Source organism: Algorimicrobium echini (assembly GCF_900115185.1).
Taxonomy (GTDB): Bacteria; Bacteroidota; Bacteroidia; order Flavobacteriales; family Flavobacteriaceae; genus Algorimicrobium; species Algorimicrobium echini.
The window spans coordinates 262,529-279,644 of sequence record NZ_FOVN01000003.1 but is presented as its reverse complement, the minus strand read 5'-3'; the positions used below and the strand labels follow the sequence as shown (position 1 = coordinate 279,644).

The 17,116-nt window shown below is 34.5% G+C and carries 16 protein-coding genes; 7 read left to right on the top strand and 9 right to left on the bottom strand.

Going from position 1 to position 17,116, the window contains the following annotated elements; all coding sequences use genetic code 11:
* The 4 genes from BM239_RS10000 to BM239_RS09985 all read left to right on the top strand — a co-directional run bounded on the left by BM239_RS10000 (position 1) and on the right by BM239_RS09985 (position 3,962).
* Complete coding sequence (locus BM239_RS10000) at positions 1-357, top strand: SdpI family protein (protein ID WP_177209022.1); 357 nt, start codon at positions 1-3, stop codon at positions 355-357.
* An 86-nt stretch (positions 358-443) separates the two neighbouring features.
* Positions 444-1,010: a mycothiol transferase gene (locus BM239_RS09995; RefSeq protein ID WP_092208124.1), complete on the top strand. Its 567-nt coding sequence runs from the start codon at positions 444-446 to the stop codon at positions 1,008-1,010.
* Between the two features lie 251 nt (positions 1,011-1,261).
* Complete coding sequence (locus BM239_RS09990) at positions 1,262-3,103, top strand: DEAD/DEAH box helicase (protein WP_092208122.1); 1,842 nt, start codon at positions 1,262-1,264, stop codon at positions 3,101-3,103.
* Positions 3,104-3,188: 85 nt separating this feature from the next.
* The gene (locus BM239_RS09985; protein WP_092208120.1) at positions 3,189-3,962 is read left to right on the top strand and encodes a carboxypeptidase-like regulatory domain-containing protein; all 774 of its coding nucleotides are present in this window, start codon (positions 3,189-3,191) and stop codon (positions 3,960-3,962) included.
* A 284-nt stretch (positions 3,963-4,246) separates the two neighbouring features.
* Here BM239_RS09985 and BM239_RS09980 read toward each other — a convergent pair whose 3' ends face one another.
* The 3 genes from BM239_RS09980 to BM239_RS09970 form a co-directional block, all read right to left on the bottom strand.
* Positions 4,247-4,924 (bottom strand): TrmH family RNA methyltransferase, encoded by a 678-nt coding sequence (locus tag BM239_RS09980; protein ID WP_092208118.1) that lies wholly within the window; start codon positions 4,922-4,924, stop codon positions 4,247-4,249.
* Positions 4,925-4,989: 65 nt separating this feature from the next.
* Positions 4,990-6,195, bottom strand: a complete 1,206-nt coding sequence (locus BM239_RS09975; RefSeq protein ID WP_092208116.1) for a CHRD domain-containing protein — start codon at positions 6,193-6,195, stop codon at positions 4,990-4,992.
* 210 nt (positions 6,196-6,405) lie between these two features.
* Positions 6,406-7,629: a hypothetical protein gene (locus BM239_RS09970; protein WP_092208114.1), complete on the bottom strand. Its 1,224-nt coding sequence runs from the start codon at positions 7,627-7,629 to the stop codon at positions 6,406-6,408.
* An 87-nt stretch (positions 7,630-7,716) separates the two neighbouring features.
* Between BM239_RS09970 and BM239_RS09965 the strand changes: the two genes are divergently transcribed.
* Complete coding sequence (locus BM239_RS09965; protein ID WP_092208112.1) at positions 7,717-8,412, top strand: SIR2 family NAD-dependent protein deacylase; 696 nt, start codon at positions 7,717-7,719, stop codon at positions 8,410-8,412.
* Between the two features lies 1 nt (position 8,413).
* Here the strand turns inward: BM239_RS09965 and BM239_RS09960 are convergent, their stop codons facing one another.
* From BM239_RS09960 to BM239_RS09940, 5 genes are all read right to left on the bottom strand, one after another.
* Positions 8,414-9,139, bottom strand: coding sequence for a DUF6090 family protein (locus BM239_RS09960; RefSeq protein ID WP_092208110.1), 726 nt, complete (start codon positions 9,137-9,139; stop codon positions 8,414-8,416).
* Positions 9,139-10,704, bottom strand: a complete 1,566-nt coding sequence (locus BM239_RS09955) for a serine hydrolase (RefSeq protein WP_092208109.1) — start codon at positions 10,702-10,704, stop codon at positions 9,139-9,141. The genes BM239_RS09960 and BM239_RS09955 overlap by 1 nt, the downstream gene beginning before the upstream one ends.
* A gap of 124 nt (positions 10,705-10,828) precedes the next feature.
* A complete protein-coding gene (locus BM239_RS09950) occupies positions 10,829-12,466 on the bottom strand; it encodes an ABC-F family ATP-binding cassette domain-containing protein (RefSeq protein WP_092208108.1) in 1,638 nt (545 codons plus the stop codon).
* Between the two features lie 66 nt (positions 12,467-12,532).
* Complete coding sequence (locus BM239_RS09945) at positions 12,533-13,765, bottom strand: glycosyltransferase (protein WP_092208106.1); 1,233 nt, start codon at positions 13,763-13,765, stop codon at positions 12,533-12,535.
* Between the two features lie 15 nt (positions 13,766-13,780).
* The gene (locus BM239_RS09940) at positions 13,781-14,254 is read right to left on the bottom strand and encodes a heme-binding domain-containing protein (RefSeq protein WP_092208104.1); all 474 of its coding nucleotides are present in this window, start codon (positions 14,252-14,254) and stop codon (positions 13,781-13,783) included.
* Positions 14,255-14,291: 37 nt separating this feature from the next.
* On the opposite strand from BM239_RS09940, the gene BM239_RS09935 reads away from it, so the two are divergent.
* Together BM239_RS09935 and purB are read left to right on the top strand one after the other, a co-directional pair.
* A complete protein-coding gene (locus BM239_RS09935; protein ID WP_092208102.1) occupies positions 14,292-14,855 on the top strand; it encodes an adenylosuccinate lyase in 564 nt (187 codons plus the stop codon).
* A 120-nt stretch (positions 14,856-14,975) separates the two neighbouring features.
* A complete protein-coding gene (gene purB / locus BM239_RS09930; RefSeq protein ID WP_092208100.1) occupies positions 14,976-16,319 on the top strand; it encodes an adenylosuccinate lyase in 1,344 nt (447 codons plus the stop codon).
* Positions 16,320-16,566: 247 nt separating this feature from the next.
* On the opposite strand, the gene BM239_RS09920 is transcribed toward purB, so the two are convergent.
* Complete coding sequence (locus BM239_RS09920; RefSeq protein WP_092208193.1) at positions 16,567-17,109, bottom strand: DUF4252 domain-containing protein; 543 nt, start codon at positions 17,107-17,109, stop codon at positions 16,567-16,569.
* Positions 17,110-17,116 lie beyond the last annotated feature (7 nt).

Below are 17,116 nucleotides of genomic sequence, written 5' to 3'. Positions count from 1 at the left end.
ATGACCATACCTACTGACAATCCGTTATTTGTAATACCAATTTCAACAGGGATTGTTTTTATAGTTGTTGGTTTCATAATGTTGAAATTTCCTCCTAAAAAAATTAATAGTCTCTATGGTTACAGAACAGCAAGTTCAATGAAAAATCAAGAACGATGGGATTTTGCACAACTTTACTCTGCCAAAGAAATGATAAAATTAGGAATCATTTTAGGCGTGTCTGGTTTACTCGGTTTTATAGTTCACCTAAACGATAAAACAGCCACTTTAATTGGTATCAGTTATATGATTTTTTTGGTCATAGTACTTTTAATTAGGGTGGAATATGCTATCAAGAAAAAATTTAATTCGGAGTAAAGGCAATCCCTTTGTAATACAGCAGAAAAACATCTATTAATTATTAATAAATTCAATTTAAAAATAGTACTAAAAAATAATTACTCATGAAAAAATTCACATTTCACCTAATAACTTTAGTGGTATGTTTAAGCGTTAATTTACAAGCTCAAAACACCATTGAGCCACCTAAAGGCTATTCTACACAAATAGGAAATATGGTTGCTATGCTAGATGATTTAAAATTGCGTGTAACGAGTAGTGTTGAAAATCTAAAGCAGCATCAAGTTGATTTTTTACTCGATGATGATGCAAATCGCATAGGAGCAATGATTTTACATTTAGCGGCTACAGAAAAGTACTATCAAGTATTTACCTTTGAAAACAGATCTTTTTCCAGCAAAGAAGAAAAGGAATGGTTGCTTCCTCTTGAATTAGGCGAAACAGCTAGAAAAGAATTAGTAAATAAGCCCATTAGTTATTATTTAGACATTTGGGATACCGTTAGAAAAGAAACCAAAAAATTATTAAAAACAAAAGATGACAATTGGTTCAATGCTCAAGTAAGCAATTCCAGTATGAATAATCATTGGGCTTGGTATCACGTTATGGAGCATCAAGCTAATCACATGGGACAGATACGTTTAATTATTAAACGAGTTACAGAAAATTAAAATAGTCAACATATAAAATTAGGGAATCGTTAACTCAAACCCTTAACCGAGTCTCAATTTGTAAGTTTCTTATTTCCACAAGAATTTAATTAAAAATAAAAGTGTACCTTTGCACGAAATTTGGCAGAACCCGATGTTCTGTTCAAAGTATTCCTCAGGGTGAGGATGTGTTACTGGAAGTTTAGGTTAAGTATGTCGATTCACTTCTTTTGTAACACTACAAAACATAATCGATTACTTACTAAACACGAATGAGCACATTCAACGATTTAGGTCTTAATGACGACCTATTACAAGCTATTACTGATATGGGTTTTGAAACCCCTAGTGATGTTCAAGCCCAAGCAATTCCAATATTATTAGAAAAAGAAACCGATTTGGTAGCCCTAGCGCAAACTGGAACGGGAAAAACGGCCGCATTTGGTTTTCCAATGTTGCAAAAAATCCAAATAGACAGCCGCACAACGCAAGGCTTAATTTTATCACCAACACGTGAATTGTGTTTGCAAATAGCCAACGAAATGAAAGCCTACGGCAAGCACTGTAAAGGTTTAAATGTGGTGGCAATTTATGGAGGCGCAAGCATTACAGAACAAGCACGTGATGTAAAAAGAGGCGCGCAAATTATTGTAGCAACTCCTGGTCGTATGAAAGATATGATTAAGCGAAAATTGGTTGATATTTCTAAAATAGAATATGCTGTTTTAGATGAAGCCGATGAAATGCTTAACATGGGTTTCTATGAAGATATTAACGATATCCTATCGCATACTCCAGAAACTAAAAATACCTGGTTATTCTCGGCTACCATGCCAAAAGAAGTTTCAAGTATAGCAAAAAAATTCATGGATAATCCTATAGAGATTACCGTAGGAAATAAAAATGAAAGTACAAGTCAAGTAACGCACGAGTACTATTTAGTAAATGCTCGCGATCGTTATGCTGCTTTAAAACGATTAGCAGATGCGAATCCAGATATATTTTCGGTAATTTTCTGTAGAACCAAGCGCGACACACAAAAGGTTGCCGAACAATTAATAGAAGATGGCTACAGTGCTGGTGCCTTACATGGTGATTTAAGTCAAAACCAACGCGATTTGGTGATGAAATCCTTTAGAAACCAACAAATACAAATGTTGGTTGCTACAGATGTTGCAGCTCGTGGTATTGACGTAGATGATATTACTCACGTTATTAACTACCAATTGCCAGATGAAATTGAAACGTATACACACCGAAGTGGCCGAACAGGTCGTGCAGGTAAAACTGGTGTTTCTATGGTTATCGTCTCAAAAAGTGAGGTTCGAAAAATAAAAAGCATAGAACGCATCATTAAAAAAGACTTCATTAAAAAGGACATTCCCGATGGCATGGAAATTTGTGAAGTTCAGCTTATGTCGTTGGCCAATAAAATCCATAATACGGAAATTAATCATGAAATAGATAAGTATTTAGAAAGCATTAATGCATTATTTGCAGACACCTCTAAAGATGAATTAATTAAAAAATTCTTCTCGGTAGAGTTTACACGTTTCTTTAATTATTATCAAAAATCACGCATTCAAAACGTAACTGAAACACGTGGTAGCGATAGTGATGGTGGTGGTCGTGGTTATTCAAGCAATGCCAACGATACACGATACTTTATTAATGTAGGTCGGAAAGACGGATATGACTGGATGAAGCTAAAAGATTTCTTAAAGGAGGTTTTAGAACTGGGTCGTGATGATGTATTTAAAGTTGATGTTAAAGAAAGTTTTTCATTCTTTACAACCGAAAAAACGTTACAAGAAAAAGTATTAGCCTTTTTTACAGATTTCAAACATGAGGGACGTTTTGTAAATGTTGAAGTAAGCGAAGATAAAGGTCGCAGCACAAGCAGAAACAAACGCAGAAGTGGTGGAAGCAGTTTTGGAGGACGCAAGCGTGATGATGGTTCAAAAAACGAGCGTCGCTCCTCGGGAGCACGCAAGGATCGTAGTGGTAATACAGGTAACAGACGTAGTCGCAGAAGCGATAGCGATTCTAAACCAAGACGTTCTGAATCTAAAAACGATTCGGGTATTGAAAGACCTAGACGTTCAAGACGTTAAACATAATTGTTAATTATTAGTCAAATAAAGTACTAAATGAGAAATCTATTTTTTTGTTTAGTACTTTTATGGTTAATTTAGCACCATGAAGCACTACCTTTTCCTACTATTTGCCTTATTTACTATATCATATGGTTTCTCACAAGACGAAACTTATGTAAAGGGCGTTATTGTTAACGCATCACAAGGGGAACCTATGGAAAGTGTTAATATTGTGAATTTAACCCAAGTAATTGGTACCACAACCAATGCCGAAGGAGAATTTACCTTACGTGCCCAAGCAAATGACACGCTTCACCTCTCCTATTTAGGTTTTAAATCGATAAAAGTTCGGGTTACAAACGACTGGATAAAGTTTGGAACCTCAACCATCCAATTAAATGAATTGGCACTAGCTTTAGAAGAAGTGGTTATTAACGATTTCCGCCTAACAGGAATTCTAGAAGTGGATATTCAGAATGTGCCCATCAATACAAATTACCGTTACAGCATTTCTGGTTTACCATCTACAGGCTATGAAGCTGGAAACCGTAGCAATGCTATAACCAAAGCTTTAGGTGCTATTTTTAATCCTGCCGATTTCCTTTATAAAATGTTTGGGAAAAATCCGAATGAGATGAAAAAACTCAAACAGATGAAGCAAGATGATGAAATTAGAAACCTCCTAGCCTCGCGTTTTGATCGGGAAATGCTCACCGTTTTACTACAAGTAGACCGTGTAGATTTAGATGAAATAGTGCGTCAATGTAACTATTCTGCCGATTTTATAAATAGCGCTAACGATCTTCAAATTTTGGATGCTATTAGTGAATGCTATGAGGAATATAAGGTATTGAGTCGGAGTCGGAAAAAGCGGTAGTGTTTTATGCGGTAGTGTTTTATAAGGAATAGTTCAGCATTTGAGAGCATTATAATAACCATATGAAAGCACACATTTTTCATAAATTTTTGGATTATTTATTTCCGCTATTCCTATATTCTTTTTTTCCTATTATGTGTTTTATAAAATTTTATTCAAAATTCACCCAAAGCCAACCTTTTCCGCTTGCCTTACTTTTGTAAATAGGATTTCTATTTTTTTTATTTTAATTATTAATTCTATAAAAAATCTGAATTCAACGAAAAGAATAATAGAAAAAACACTTATTTAAACTCTTCACTTAAACCATTCTCCTCATAATACCGCTCCACGATTTCATCATAACTTTTAATTGTTTTCTTGATCCAATCCAGACGTTTGTCTAACTTGTCATTTTCGGTGAGCTGCCAAGGAATATCCGTTTGTTTTAATTTGGTGGTAACATGTTGTAGAATTATTGCGGCAGAAACAGAAATATTTAAACTCTCTGTAAAACCAGCCATTGGTATTTTTAAATAACCATCTGCTGCATCCAATACCTCTTGCGATAAACCTTCCGTTTCCCTTCCGAAGAAAAAACAGGATTTTTTGGTCACATCAAATTCATGCAACAAACAATCGTTGGTATGTGGTGTAGTTGCAATAATTTGATAACCATCTTGTTTTAAGGTTTTAATAGCATCTTTTACATGGTGATGGCGTTTTAAATCCACCCATTTTTGGGCACCCATGGCAATCTCTCTATCTATGCGTTTGCTATTTACTTCTTCTACAATATGAACTTCTTGTATACCAAACACATCACAACTCCTAATTACAGCACTTGTGTTATGCAATTGGTACACATCTTCTGTAGCTACCGTAAAATGTTTGGTACGACCTGATAACACACGGTTAAATTTCTCGCGTCTGCTTTCGGTTAAAAAGCCTTCTAAATGGTTTAGCAATTGTAAATCAATCATGCTTGGTATAAAAAATAGAAAAACCCGATGTAACAACAGGTTTTTATAGTTTAAAATGATGTTAATTAATTATCCACATTCACACCAATATTGCCTTGCGCTATAATGATTCCTAAATTAGCAGCACTTTCATGTACGTTAATATAGCCATTAATTTGAAGTACATCGTCATATCCAAAAGGCGTGGCATCATCTAACTGAATAATATTAGTTTCACTCCTACCTGTTTCGCCATCCACTGGATTAAAGGTCAATACAACAGCACCAGTAGTGTTAATATCATTCGCATGAATATGTGCAGGATGTACATCGCCAGCTATGGTGTTTTCAATTTCTAAAACGGCTAAAGCCTCACCACTTTCACGTTTGAAAAACGTTGCTGTTCCTTGAGTATCGGGTATATCTACTTCGTTTAGCACGTAAACAACAGATTCACCTGTTAAGCCGTTTATGCCAATATCACCTTGGGCTATAATAGTTGTTAAATCTGTCGGGTTTAAATGGACATTGACATAACCATCAAAAGCTATCAAATCGGTATAACCAAAAGCGGTTCCATCATCTAAAGCAGACACATTGGTTCTACTTAAACCTGTATCACCATTAATGTTATTAAATGTAAAAGTAATAGCGCCTCCTTCAAGCGCAGTATTCAAATGAATATGTGCAGGATGCTCTGTACCTGGAATGGCATTGGTTAATTCAATACGTGCTAGCGCTTCCCCATTTTTTCGTTCAGAAAACTTGGCATTCCCGCTAATTTCAGGAATATCACGAGCGCTTAACGTATAGGTTTTTGATACACCTGTTAGTTCATTCTGTCCAATATCACCTTGGGCTAAAACAATGGCTGGTGAATTATTATTTAATAGAACATCAATAAACCCATCAAACTCTAATAAATCTTCATAGGTAATTTCTGTACCATCGTCTAAAGTTGAAAATGTGGTTGTGCTTCTACCAGTTGTACCATTTAATCGTTGAAGACTGATAGCTACTGCTCCACCTTCGGCAGCTGTATTGAAACGTAAATTGGTTGGATAAGTCTCTCCTGGTAATGTTCCAGACAATTTAATTTCTATAGTAATTGAAGCATCTTCGTTTTTAATCATACGTGCATCACCAATAATTGCTGGATCTGATACAGGATTTAACGTGTATGTGGTTGAGATTAATTTAGATTCTAATTCGGTAATATTATCATCACTTGCACAATTAGTAAATGTGAGTGTTGAAAATATGCTAATGATAGCTACTAAAATATTTTTCATTTTTACTTTTTCTTTAGACTGCCTAAATTTACAATTTAAACTATAAATCCCAATTTGTTGATGACTATTATCTTGTAATTTTAATTATTAAAAAAAAAGACGTGTAATTTTAATCAATGTAAAGTTTTTGAATACAGATTTAATCATAAGCTTTTAACAAAAAACCTAGCGTTTCCGCTAGGCTTTCAAAAAATTTATAATACTATTATATTAATTGTTACTTCCAATATTTCCTTGAGCAACTAACACATCAAGTTGTGCCGCGCTTAAATGCACATTAACATAACCATCAACATTAATGATTTCTTCATAACCAAATACAGTACCATCTTCTAATTCTGATATATTGGTCTTACTCATGCCTGTATTTCCATCAACAACAGGAAATGTATATAGAATGTCGCCTGGAGCATTTGCTACACTACCCATATGTATGTGGGCTGGATGCATGCCATCGGCAGGTGTATTCATTATTGAAATAACCGATAGAGCACTTCCGTCGGCACGTTCAGAAAACATAATTGTTCCACTTATTCCTGGAACATCTAATTCGTTTAAGTCGTATGACATCGTGTTACCTGTTAATTCATTTTGACCAATATCGCCTTGAGAAACGATAGTTAAATCAGCTTCACTTAAATGCACGTTAATATAACCATCATATTCTAAAAGCATTTCGTAAGTAATAGGCTCATCGTTACTTTCATCGTCATCACCAAAGTCTAGTACAGCTAAATTACCAACACTCATTCCAGTATCACCATCAATAGGTTTAAATGTATAGGCAATAGCACCGGACTCTAAAGCTGTGTTCATATGTATATGTGCTGGGTGCATGCCACCAGCAGGCGTGCCGTCTAAATCAATAACAGCAAGCGCCTCACCGTTTTCACGTTCAGAAAAAGTTGCTGACCCACTAATTCCTGTTCCTTCAAAATCTCCTAAAAGGTATGATTTTGTTTCTCCAGTTAATTCATTTTGACCAATATCACCTTGAGCTACTAAAGTTCCTAATTCGGTCGCACTTAGATGCACATTAATATACCCATCAAAATCAAGTAACTCGTTATAAGTAATAGCTGTTCCGTTTTCTAAAGCAGAAAATGTAACAGAACTAAACCCAGTATCACCATCAACTGTTCCTAGATTAATGGCTATATCGCCACCTTCAGCAGCTGTATTAAAATGAATGTGTGCAGGGTGCATGCCTCCTGCAGGTGTTCCTGTAAGTTGTAACTCTACAGTAGTTGAGTTGTCAGCATTTTTAATAAATTTTGCTGTTCCAGATATGGAAGGGTCAGCTACAGAACCTAATTGGTATGTAGTTGACGTTTCAGCTGGTGGAATGAATATACCAGCATCATCATCACTACTACAATTAGTCATCATTAACATTGGTAATACTAATACCATTGACATAAATAATTTTTTCATAATATTTTTTATTTTATATTTATAATTGTTTTAACCAAATTAACAACAGTAGGCTTACACAAGTTTGCTCAATCCATTCAAATCTTGATGCTATCTAAAAAAACGAAGCATATTGTTGTGCTTACAGGAGCCGGTATAAGTGCTGAAAGTGGCATTAAAACATTTCGTGATGCTGACGGTTTATGGGAAGGCCATGATGTTATGGAAGTGGCTTCACCACAAGGTTTTCGAGTAAATCCAGAATTGGTTTTAGATTTTTATAACCAGCGACGAAAACAACTTTTAAGCGTAAAACCCAACCAAGCACATATAGATTTAGCAAGGCTTGAAACCAATTTTAAAGTTACTATTATTACTCAAAATGTAGATGATTTACACGAACGTGCAGGGAGTTCCAATGTCATTCACTTGCATGGCGAATTACTAAAAGCTAGAAGCACCTTTGATGAAAACACCATAGTAGATTGGAAAACGGATATCCACTTTGGTGATATGTGCCAAAACGGCTACCAAATGCGACCACATATTGTTTGGTTTGGAGAAGCTGTTCCTATGATTGAAAAAGCTATGGACGTTTGTGAAACAGCTGATATTTTAATGATTATTGGAACCAGTATGCAAGTATATCCTGCTGCTAGTTTAATGCATTATGTTCCAGAAAATATACCCACTTATTTTATCGATCCGAAGCCTGCTATAGAAGGAAAAAATAAACTAACAGTTATTTCAAAACCAGCAACAGCAGGTGTTCGAGAGGCTATTAAAATCATAGAAAACCTATAAATTACTGCTTTAATTCAACATCAATAGTATTTATAAGTTCGTCAGTTAAGCCTAAAAGTACCTCACTAATAGCTGTAATACTTTTTGAAGCCCCATTTCTGTACCGTAATTGCATGTCTAATAAATACCGTTGTTCGTTGGTGAATTCAATAGAATCAACAAATTTACCGGTTTTATCTATTTGAAAACCCATAGCATTATTTGATGCAAACTCACCAAAATTAGAGTCCACCATGAACAAATTATTATTGTTTACAACAGATTCCACATAATCTAATCGTTGGAAATAACGGATTATCGTATTTTGTAAACTCGCGTTGGAAATTAAATTAACACTGCCACTGGCTATCATGTTATTAAATGTGGCTCGATTGGCTTTAAAGGTACGTCGTGCCGTTAATTCATGAAGTTTCTGTGGCAAGGTTGCTTTCTTGAAATTCGGTCTCATAAATTGACGTACCGAATCTATTTGAGCCATCATACCTATTTCATAATCAATTTGCTCGTTAATCAATTCTTTTTGAATGATTAAATCTGATTTAAAATCTTCTAAAAGCGCCTTTTCTAATTTTAGATTTTGATTTTCTTTACTCCAAGTGTTAATTTGTAATGCTATTAAAATTCCAATAACCACCAGAAATATTTCGCCTATGGCATAAAAAATATAGCGTTTAAAGCGATTTTGTTCAAGCAATCGTTTTCTTATTTTTCGTATAGCTGATACCATTAATCAAGCCGTTTTAAATCCAAATCTTGAAAATCGAAACTAAAATCGATATTAGGCGATATCCCTTTCATAGTAAATCCATTTACTATTCCGTTTTCGTCTAACGTGAACATAGCAAAGGCATCGGCATCCATTTCTTGGTATTCCCATTTAATAGCGAAGGTTTCATCTTTATAAAACTGTAACGGACCACTTAATAAAGGCGAACGGTAGCTTTTAATCCATAACTGCTTATCCTTCATAAATACTTCCATTTTTCCGAACCAAACATCTTCATACATCCCAACGTATTTACTCGTATTTATTTTAGATTGGTCGTTTTTAGCCACAGAGTCCCAAACCTTTTTAACAACCGCATCAGCGCCACTTTGATCGGATTTCATATAAGCTACATATTTATCTACCCACTGAAAATCGTCCATTTCCAAGTACATATCTATAATGGTCTGGGTAATAGCCGAAAATAAACCTGCTCCGTCATTACTCGTATTAGTCAGCACAACAACTCCTAAATCCATATCTGGAATCATAACCACTTTTGATAACATACCAGGTAAACCACCTGTATGACTTACTTGCATATTGCCTTTTATGTCTGTTAGAAACCACCCTAAACCATAACCTGCAAAATGACTATTGTATCGTGGGTTGGTATTCGCATCCATTACGGTATGAATTTTCCACATTTCATTATGATTGTCTTTGGTAAACAATTGCTTTTTCAATCCTTCGCCATATTTTCCTGCATGTAATTGTAACAGCATCCAGGCTGACATATCATGAACATTTGAAAAAATGCCGCCTGCTGCTCCATTAATCATTCCTTCAAACGTTGGAATAATACGCATGGTTCCGGTTTCTGTAGAATGTGAAGCAGACAAATTACTTGTATCGGTAATTTCGGTTACAGATGCATAGGAATTATCCATACCTAAAGGATCAAAAATTCGCGAATTTATAAAGGCTTCCCAGGTCATACCACTTTTTCTAGCTATTAACTCACCTGCAACGACATACAATAAATTATCATAATCCCATTTGGTGCGGAATGCCGATTCTGGTTTAAAATGCTGAAAACTGGCTAATATATCATCCATAGTGAAGTTGGATCCTTTTGGAAAAAACATTAAATCGCCAGCTCCTAAACCCAACCCACTTCTATGGGTTACTAGATCAATGATATTGAAATTGGCTTCCACATATTCATTATACATGGTGAATTCTGGAATATGAGTTTTTACTTTATCGTCCCAATTCAGTTTCCCCTCCTCTACCAACATAGCTAAAGCTACTGTTGTAAACGCTTTACTATTGGAAGCAATGGCAAAATTAGTACTAGGATTAACTGGTTGTTTGGTAGCAACAGATTTGACACCATAACCACTTTCATGAATGATTTTTCCATCTTTTACTACAGCCACTGCACAACCAGCAACGTTGAATTTAGACATGGCATAATTAACAACAGAGTCTATTTGTTTAGTGGATACTTGGGATTGAACTGGAATAGCATATACTGCTAGAATAAGCAATAAAGCCATTTTTTTAAGGGAAGTAGTTTTCATGAATTGGATTAAGAAGGATTAATGACTGACTGAAAGATAGTTAATTAGCTTTCAAAATCCTATTTAGAAGTGATGATAAACGAATTATCTCTCCAAACTTTATCCTATATGAAAACAAACCCAATTAATTCTTTAAGTCTATTTGCTTTAAGCTTTCTATACGATTACGGATTAAGAAGTCATCTATGGTTTCAAAATGCTCAATAACGCGTTGGTTTTTAAACTCGAAAACTTTTTGCGATAAACCTTGAAGAAAATCACGGTCATGCGACACCAAAATAAGCGTACCATCAAAATCTAGAAGTGCTTCTTTTAAAACGTCTTTACTTTTTAAATCCAAGTGATTGGTTGGCTCATCCAAAATGAGTAAGTTAACAGGTTCCAATAGTAATTTCACCATAGCCAAACGTGTTTTTTCACCTCCAGATAACACACTTACTTTTTTGTCAATGTCATCTCCTTTAAACATAAAACCACCCAAAATGTTTTTTATTTGGGTACGTATATCCCCTTGAGCCACTTCATCAACGGTTTGAAAAATAGTTAAATTCTCATCTAACAGGGATGCTTGGTTTTGAGCAAAATATCCCACTTTTACATTATGTCCTAATTGGCAAGTACCATCTACTGGAATTTCACCCATAATGGCTTTTATCATGGTTGATTTTCCTTCACCATTCCTTCCAACAAATGACACTTTTTCGCCCCTAGAAATAGACATATTGGCATTTTTAAATACCACATGATTTCCATAAGATTTAGATAAATCCTTGACTGTTAAAGGATAATCACCTGAACGTGGCGCTGGCGGAAAACGTAATTTTAAAGCCGATGTATCAATATCATCAACTTCAATAATTTCCAACTTTTCTAACATACGCTCACGAGAATTTACCTGATTTGTTTTAGAGAACGTGCCTTTAAATCGTTCAATAAACGCCATGTTATCGGCAATAAATCGCTGTTGTTCTTTATAAGCTTTAATTTGGTGTGCACGTCGATCTTCACGCAGTTGTAAATAATGCGAGTAATTGGCTTTATAATCATAAATACGACCCATAGTTACCTCAATCGTACGATTGGTAATATTATCAATAAATGCTTTATCATGAGAAATAACCATGACCGCATTGGCTTTATTCAGCAAGAAATCTTCGAGCCAAATAACGGATTCAATATCAATATGGTTGGTAGGTTCATCTAATAGAATTAAGTCTGGTTTTTGAAGTAGCATTTTGGCTAATTCTATTCGCATTCTGTAACCACCACTAAATTCACTAGTTTGTCTAGTAAAATCAGAACGCTTAAAACCTAAACCTGTCAACGCTTTTTCAACTTCCGCATCATAATTAATATCTTCTAAAGCATAGTATTTTTCGCCTAAATCGGACACCTTGGTAATGATGTTCATATAATCATCCGATTCATAATCCGTTCGTGTTTCCAAGGCTTTGTTTAAAGCTTCCATTTCATCGCGCATCTCGAAAATATGTGCGAAAGCTTTAGAGGCTTCGTCAAAAACAGTACAATTATCTTCTGTTAATAAATGTTGTGGTAAATAAGCAATTACGGCATCTTTTGGGAAACGCACAGTACCACGTGTTCCCTTTTGTTCGCCTGCAATGATTTTCATCATGGTCGATTTTCCAGCACCATTTTTACCCATAAGGGCTATTTTATCATTTTCATTTATGGTAAAGGACACATCGCTAAATAAAGTGTGACCGCTAAACTCTACTGCTAAATTATCTACTGAAATCATGGCTTTAAATTTAAAGGCGCAAAGCTATGAAAAAGCGCATCAATATTAGTGAATATTCTGAAGTGCTTATTTATTTTTTAATTCAATCCACTTACTCATGAATTTAGTGCTTTGAAGTGACTGATGTTGCAGCATCTGCCCTGTAAAATTATGTTCTCTGTGATTTGGCAAGTTGGCTGTCAAGTCATTAATAACGTTTATGAAATGTGTTTCGAATTGCACTTTATCAAATCGGTTATTTATAATTTGAAACCCGTTCTGTTGTTTGGCTTTCCAAGTCATTTTATTGGTATAAAGTTCTACGGCTTTGGTGATAAACTCATCTGGATCATCAGCAATAATTCCATTCGGTTCTAATACTCCAAACATACCTTCAGCAGCAATAGAACTCATAACAGCTGGTGTTCCGTTTTGCATAGCATCAATTAGCTTTCCTTTTAAACCTGCTCCAAACTGCAATGGTGCCAAACAAACACGTGATTCTTGCATGACATCATGCACTGATTCAGCAAATCCTTTAACCAAAAAACCTTCAGACTCCTTATGTAGCTGTGTTACTTTCTGACTCGCATACGCACCATATATATGAAGTTCGGCTTTTGGTAATTGCTTTCGAATACCTGGCCAAATGACTTCTTTTAAATATACAACCGATTGGTAATTCGGTTTGTGAAAGAAATTGCCGATGGTAATAAAGTTTGCTCTTGAATTAAAATCAGGTAAGATTTCAAAAGCTTCTTCAGAAATAGGCTCTAATAAGAACGGTAAATAATGAAGTAAATTTGTATTTACCTTGAAGTAATTCTCAAGTAATTTCATTTCTGCCTCGGAAATAATCAGGCTTAAATCGCATCTATAAATACTGGCTATTTCACGTTTAGATGTGTCATTTGCTAAATATTTTTTAGCGTTGATTTCATTTGCTTTTAAAGCTAATTCACGTGCTTTTCGCAAGCCGTGTAAGTCTTCAGTGTCCAGTAATCGTAATGCATTTGGACAATTCTCGGCAACACGCCATCCAAATTGCTCTTCGGTTAAAAACCGATCAAACAACACAATGTCAGGGTTTTTAGATTTTATAAAATCATCAAAACTAGAATCGTTTAATTGAATTGCGACTTCGGGAATTCCGAGTGTGGATAAATCGAACGCATTTTCTGTTTTAGAAGTGGCTGTGGCAAAAGTAATGCTATAATTTCCTGATAGGAAAAGCTTTATTATTTGAAGCATTCTACTACCAGCTGCCGAACTTTTAGGTTCTGGCCAAACGCAACCAATAATTACCACCTTTTTAGTCATATAACAATTTAAAATCTATTCTGGCTTTGGTTCCAAACCGTAAATAACACGCCTATTTTTAGCCCAATTAATCACGCTTTCTATTTGTGAGTCAGATAAATTAGCGTCACCATGTGTGTATGTGTAAGATTTTAATGGCATTTCTTTGTTTTCTACCATTTCTATTAATTCTTCTAGTTTGTGATCTTTCTTTTTAATAGAATAATCATTCCAGACAGACACATTAAAGTGTTTTTTTCCATCGTTTACATGTTCCGCCAACCAGTAATTTACAGGCGTAATGTTATCATACCAAGGATATCGAGTGTGGTTACTATGGCAATCAAAACAAGTTTCTTTTAAAATAGCTACCACATCATCTGGTGGATTTGTTTCCGTTAAAAATGGTTGAACAGATGCTAAATCACCAGTGTTTTTTTCTGGACCAAAGAATTGAGCAATTAGAAATACCACTAATAAAGCAATCAGAATTTTCTTTACTATTTTCATTTTATGTAATTTTATATATCAAAAATAGGAAAAACTAGTGACTACAGACCAACTCTACTCGGAATTAAATTACGTAAACCATTCCCGAGAAAAGCGATTGTATTATGCGCATTTAGTAATTAACAATCCAGATTTAATTCCAAAATTATTAGAAATACTTTTTAAGGTTGATGATAAAATTTCCTGCAGAGCTGCTTGGGTTTTGGAGTTTATGTGTAGTGAAAATTTAAACTATCTAATTCCGCATTTGGACGACTTTACTAAAAACATGCATAACGTACATTTAGATTCGGCCGTTAGACCCATTGCAAAAATTTGTGAATATATGGCAAAAGCGTATTATAACACCAAGCCAAATACCATAAAAAATGCCTTAAAACGCGAATACCAAGAACGCATTATTTCAGTATGTTTTGATTATATGATTCGTGATGAAAAAATTGCGCCTAAAGCGTATTCCATGAACACTTTATATCTGTTTGGAGCAGATTATGATTGGATTCACCCAGAACTCGTTCTGATTTTAGAACGGGATTTCCAAATGCAAAGTTCAGGTTTTAAGGCACGAGCAAAACAAATTTTAAGAAAGCTTAAAAAGTAGCTGGTTTTATAATTCAATCATTAGCTTTGAAAAGAAGATCATGTTAAAAAATACATATCATAATCCGACTATTCTTTTGGATTTCCGTATCTTTGCAGCTTTTAAAACACAACTACAATCATGTCTATATCTTCCTTAAATGCCATTTCTCCTATTGATGGTCGTTACCGTAATAAAGTAGAAAAATTAGCCCCTTATTTTTCTGAAGAAGCGTTAATTAAATACCGCGTTCAAGTAGAAATTGAATATTTTATTGCATTATGCGAAATCCCGTTACCACAGTTAGCCGATTTTAATGTTGCGCTATTTGATGATTTACGAGCCGTTTATAAAAATTTCTCTGCTATTGATGCCGCGGCAATTAAAGAGATTGAAAAAGTTACCAATCATGATGTGAAAGCGGTTGAATACTTTATAAAAGAGAAATTTGACACTTTAAATATTTCAAAATATAAAGAGTTTATTCACTTCGGATTAACCTCTCAAGACATAAATAACACCTCTATTCCATTAAGTATTAAGGAAGCAATGAATGAGGTTTATATTCCAGAATATTTTGAAGTTTTAAACAAATTAAAAGATCTAACGGAAGATTGGAAGTCTATTTCTATGCTAGCCAGAACACATGGTCAGCCCGCTTCACCTACCCGTTTGGGTAAAGAAATTCAGGTATTTGTTACACGTTTAGAAGCTCAATTTGATTTATTAAACGATATTCCAAGTGCAGCCAAATTTGGTGGTGCAACTGGAAACTTTAATGCCCATCATGTGGCCTACCCACAAATTGATTGGAAAGCTTTTGGTAGTCAATTTGTTCAAGGAAAATTAGGATTACACCACTCGTTTCCTACCACTCAAATAGAACATTACGACCACATGGCTGCTTTATTTGATACCCTAAAGCGTATTAATACAATATTGATTGACTTAGATCGTGATATCTGGACTTATGTATCGATGGATTATTTTAAACAACGTATTAAAGCTGGCGAAGTAGGAAGTTCTGCCATGCCTCATAAAGTAAATCCGATTGATTTTGAAAATAGTGAAGGAAATTTAGGTCTTGCCAATGCTATATTTGAACACTTATCAGCTAAACTACCTATTTCTAGATTACAACGTGATTTAACAGATAGTACGGTTCTACGAAATGTTGGTGTTCCTTTTAGTCATACCATTATTGGTTTTAAATCTATCTTGAAAGGTTTAAATAAATTACTTTTAAACGAAAGTAAGTTTGAAGAAGATTTAGAAAATAATTGGGCAGTGGTTGCCGAAGCCATTCAAACCATTTTACGTCGTGAGGGCTATCCTAATCCGTATGAAGCTTTAAAAGGACTAACACGGACAAATGAAAAAATTAATCAACAATCTATTTCAGATTTTATTGATACGTTAACCGTTTCAGATGGTATTAAAAAGGAATTAAAAGCTATTACACCTAGAAACTATACAGGAATATAAATATGCTAACAGATAAGCAATCATTAATTCTTTGTGGTATTGTAGGCGTTGGGTTCTCAATAGCCGGAATTTTTGGTTTTTTAGAAAACTATATGATTAGTGGCATATTTGTGACATTATTCATTGTCATCCTGATAAATATATTTATTACAGTTAAAAATAACCATGAACAGGAAAATTAGCTGGTTTATAAAAGCAAAAAAGCGACCCAATATTAGGTCGCTTTTTTGTTTTGCATCCAAACAAGTTATTTAAAAAAATCTGTAATTTCTTGAAATTGAGACTCATCAAAATCAGCGTTTTGAACGGCATCTACTAAAGTTGCCATTTGTTCAGGGCGCATATTGTTACCTAAAATTCTCACAATTCCGAAACCCATTTCTTTAGAACTGGCAAATACTACAACTTCTTCTGCACTATCATCATCACCAAGATATTTAACTATAAACTTATTACCACTATCACTAAACTCTAATAATTCGGTATATTTCACATCGTTTAAAATGGTTTTAACTTTAGCTAGTTCTGTAGTATAAGTTACTACATTTGCATCATTGGTTTTATATCCTAAAAAATTTAGTCGCTGCACAGAATTATAAGCTTCTTTTTGCGCTTCTGTTAAAGTCGCTTCATCCAATTTCACAATAGACGTTGGAATATCTGCGGTAACAAAATCTGGCGATTCTTGATGGTCTACAAAATAGGTTTGTAATGATTCGCCCGAATTACAGCTTATTAGTGACAGTGCCACTAATAAGCTGAATAGGGTATATTTGATTGATTTTTTCATGAATATT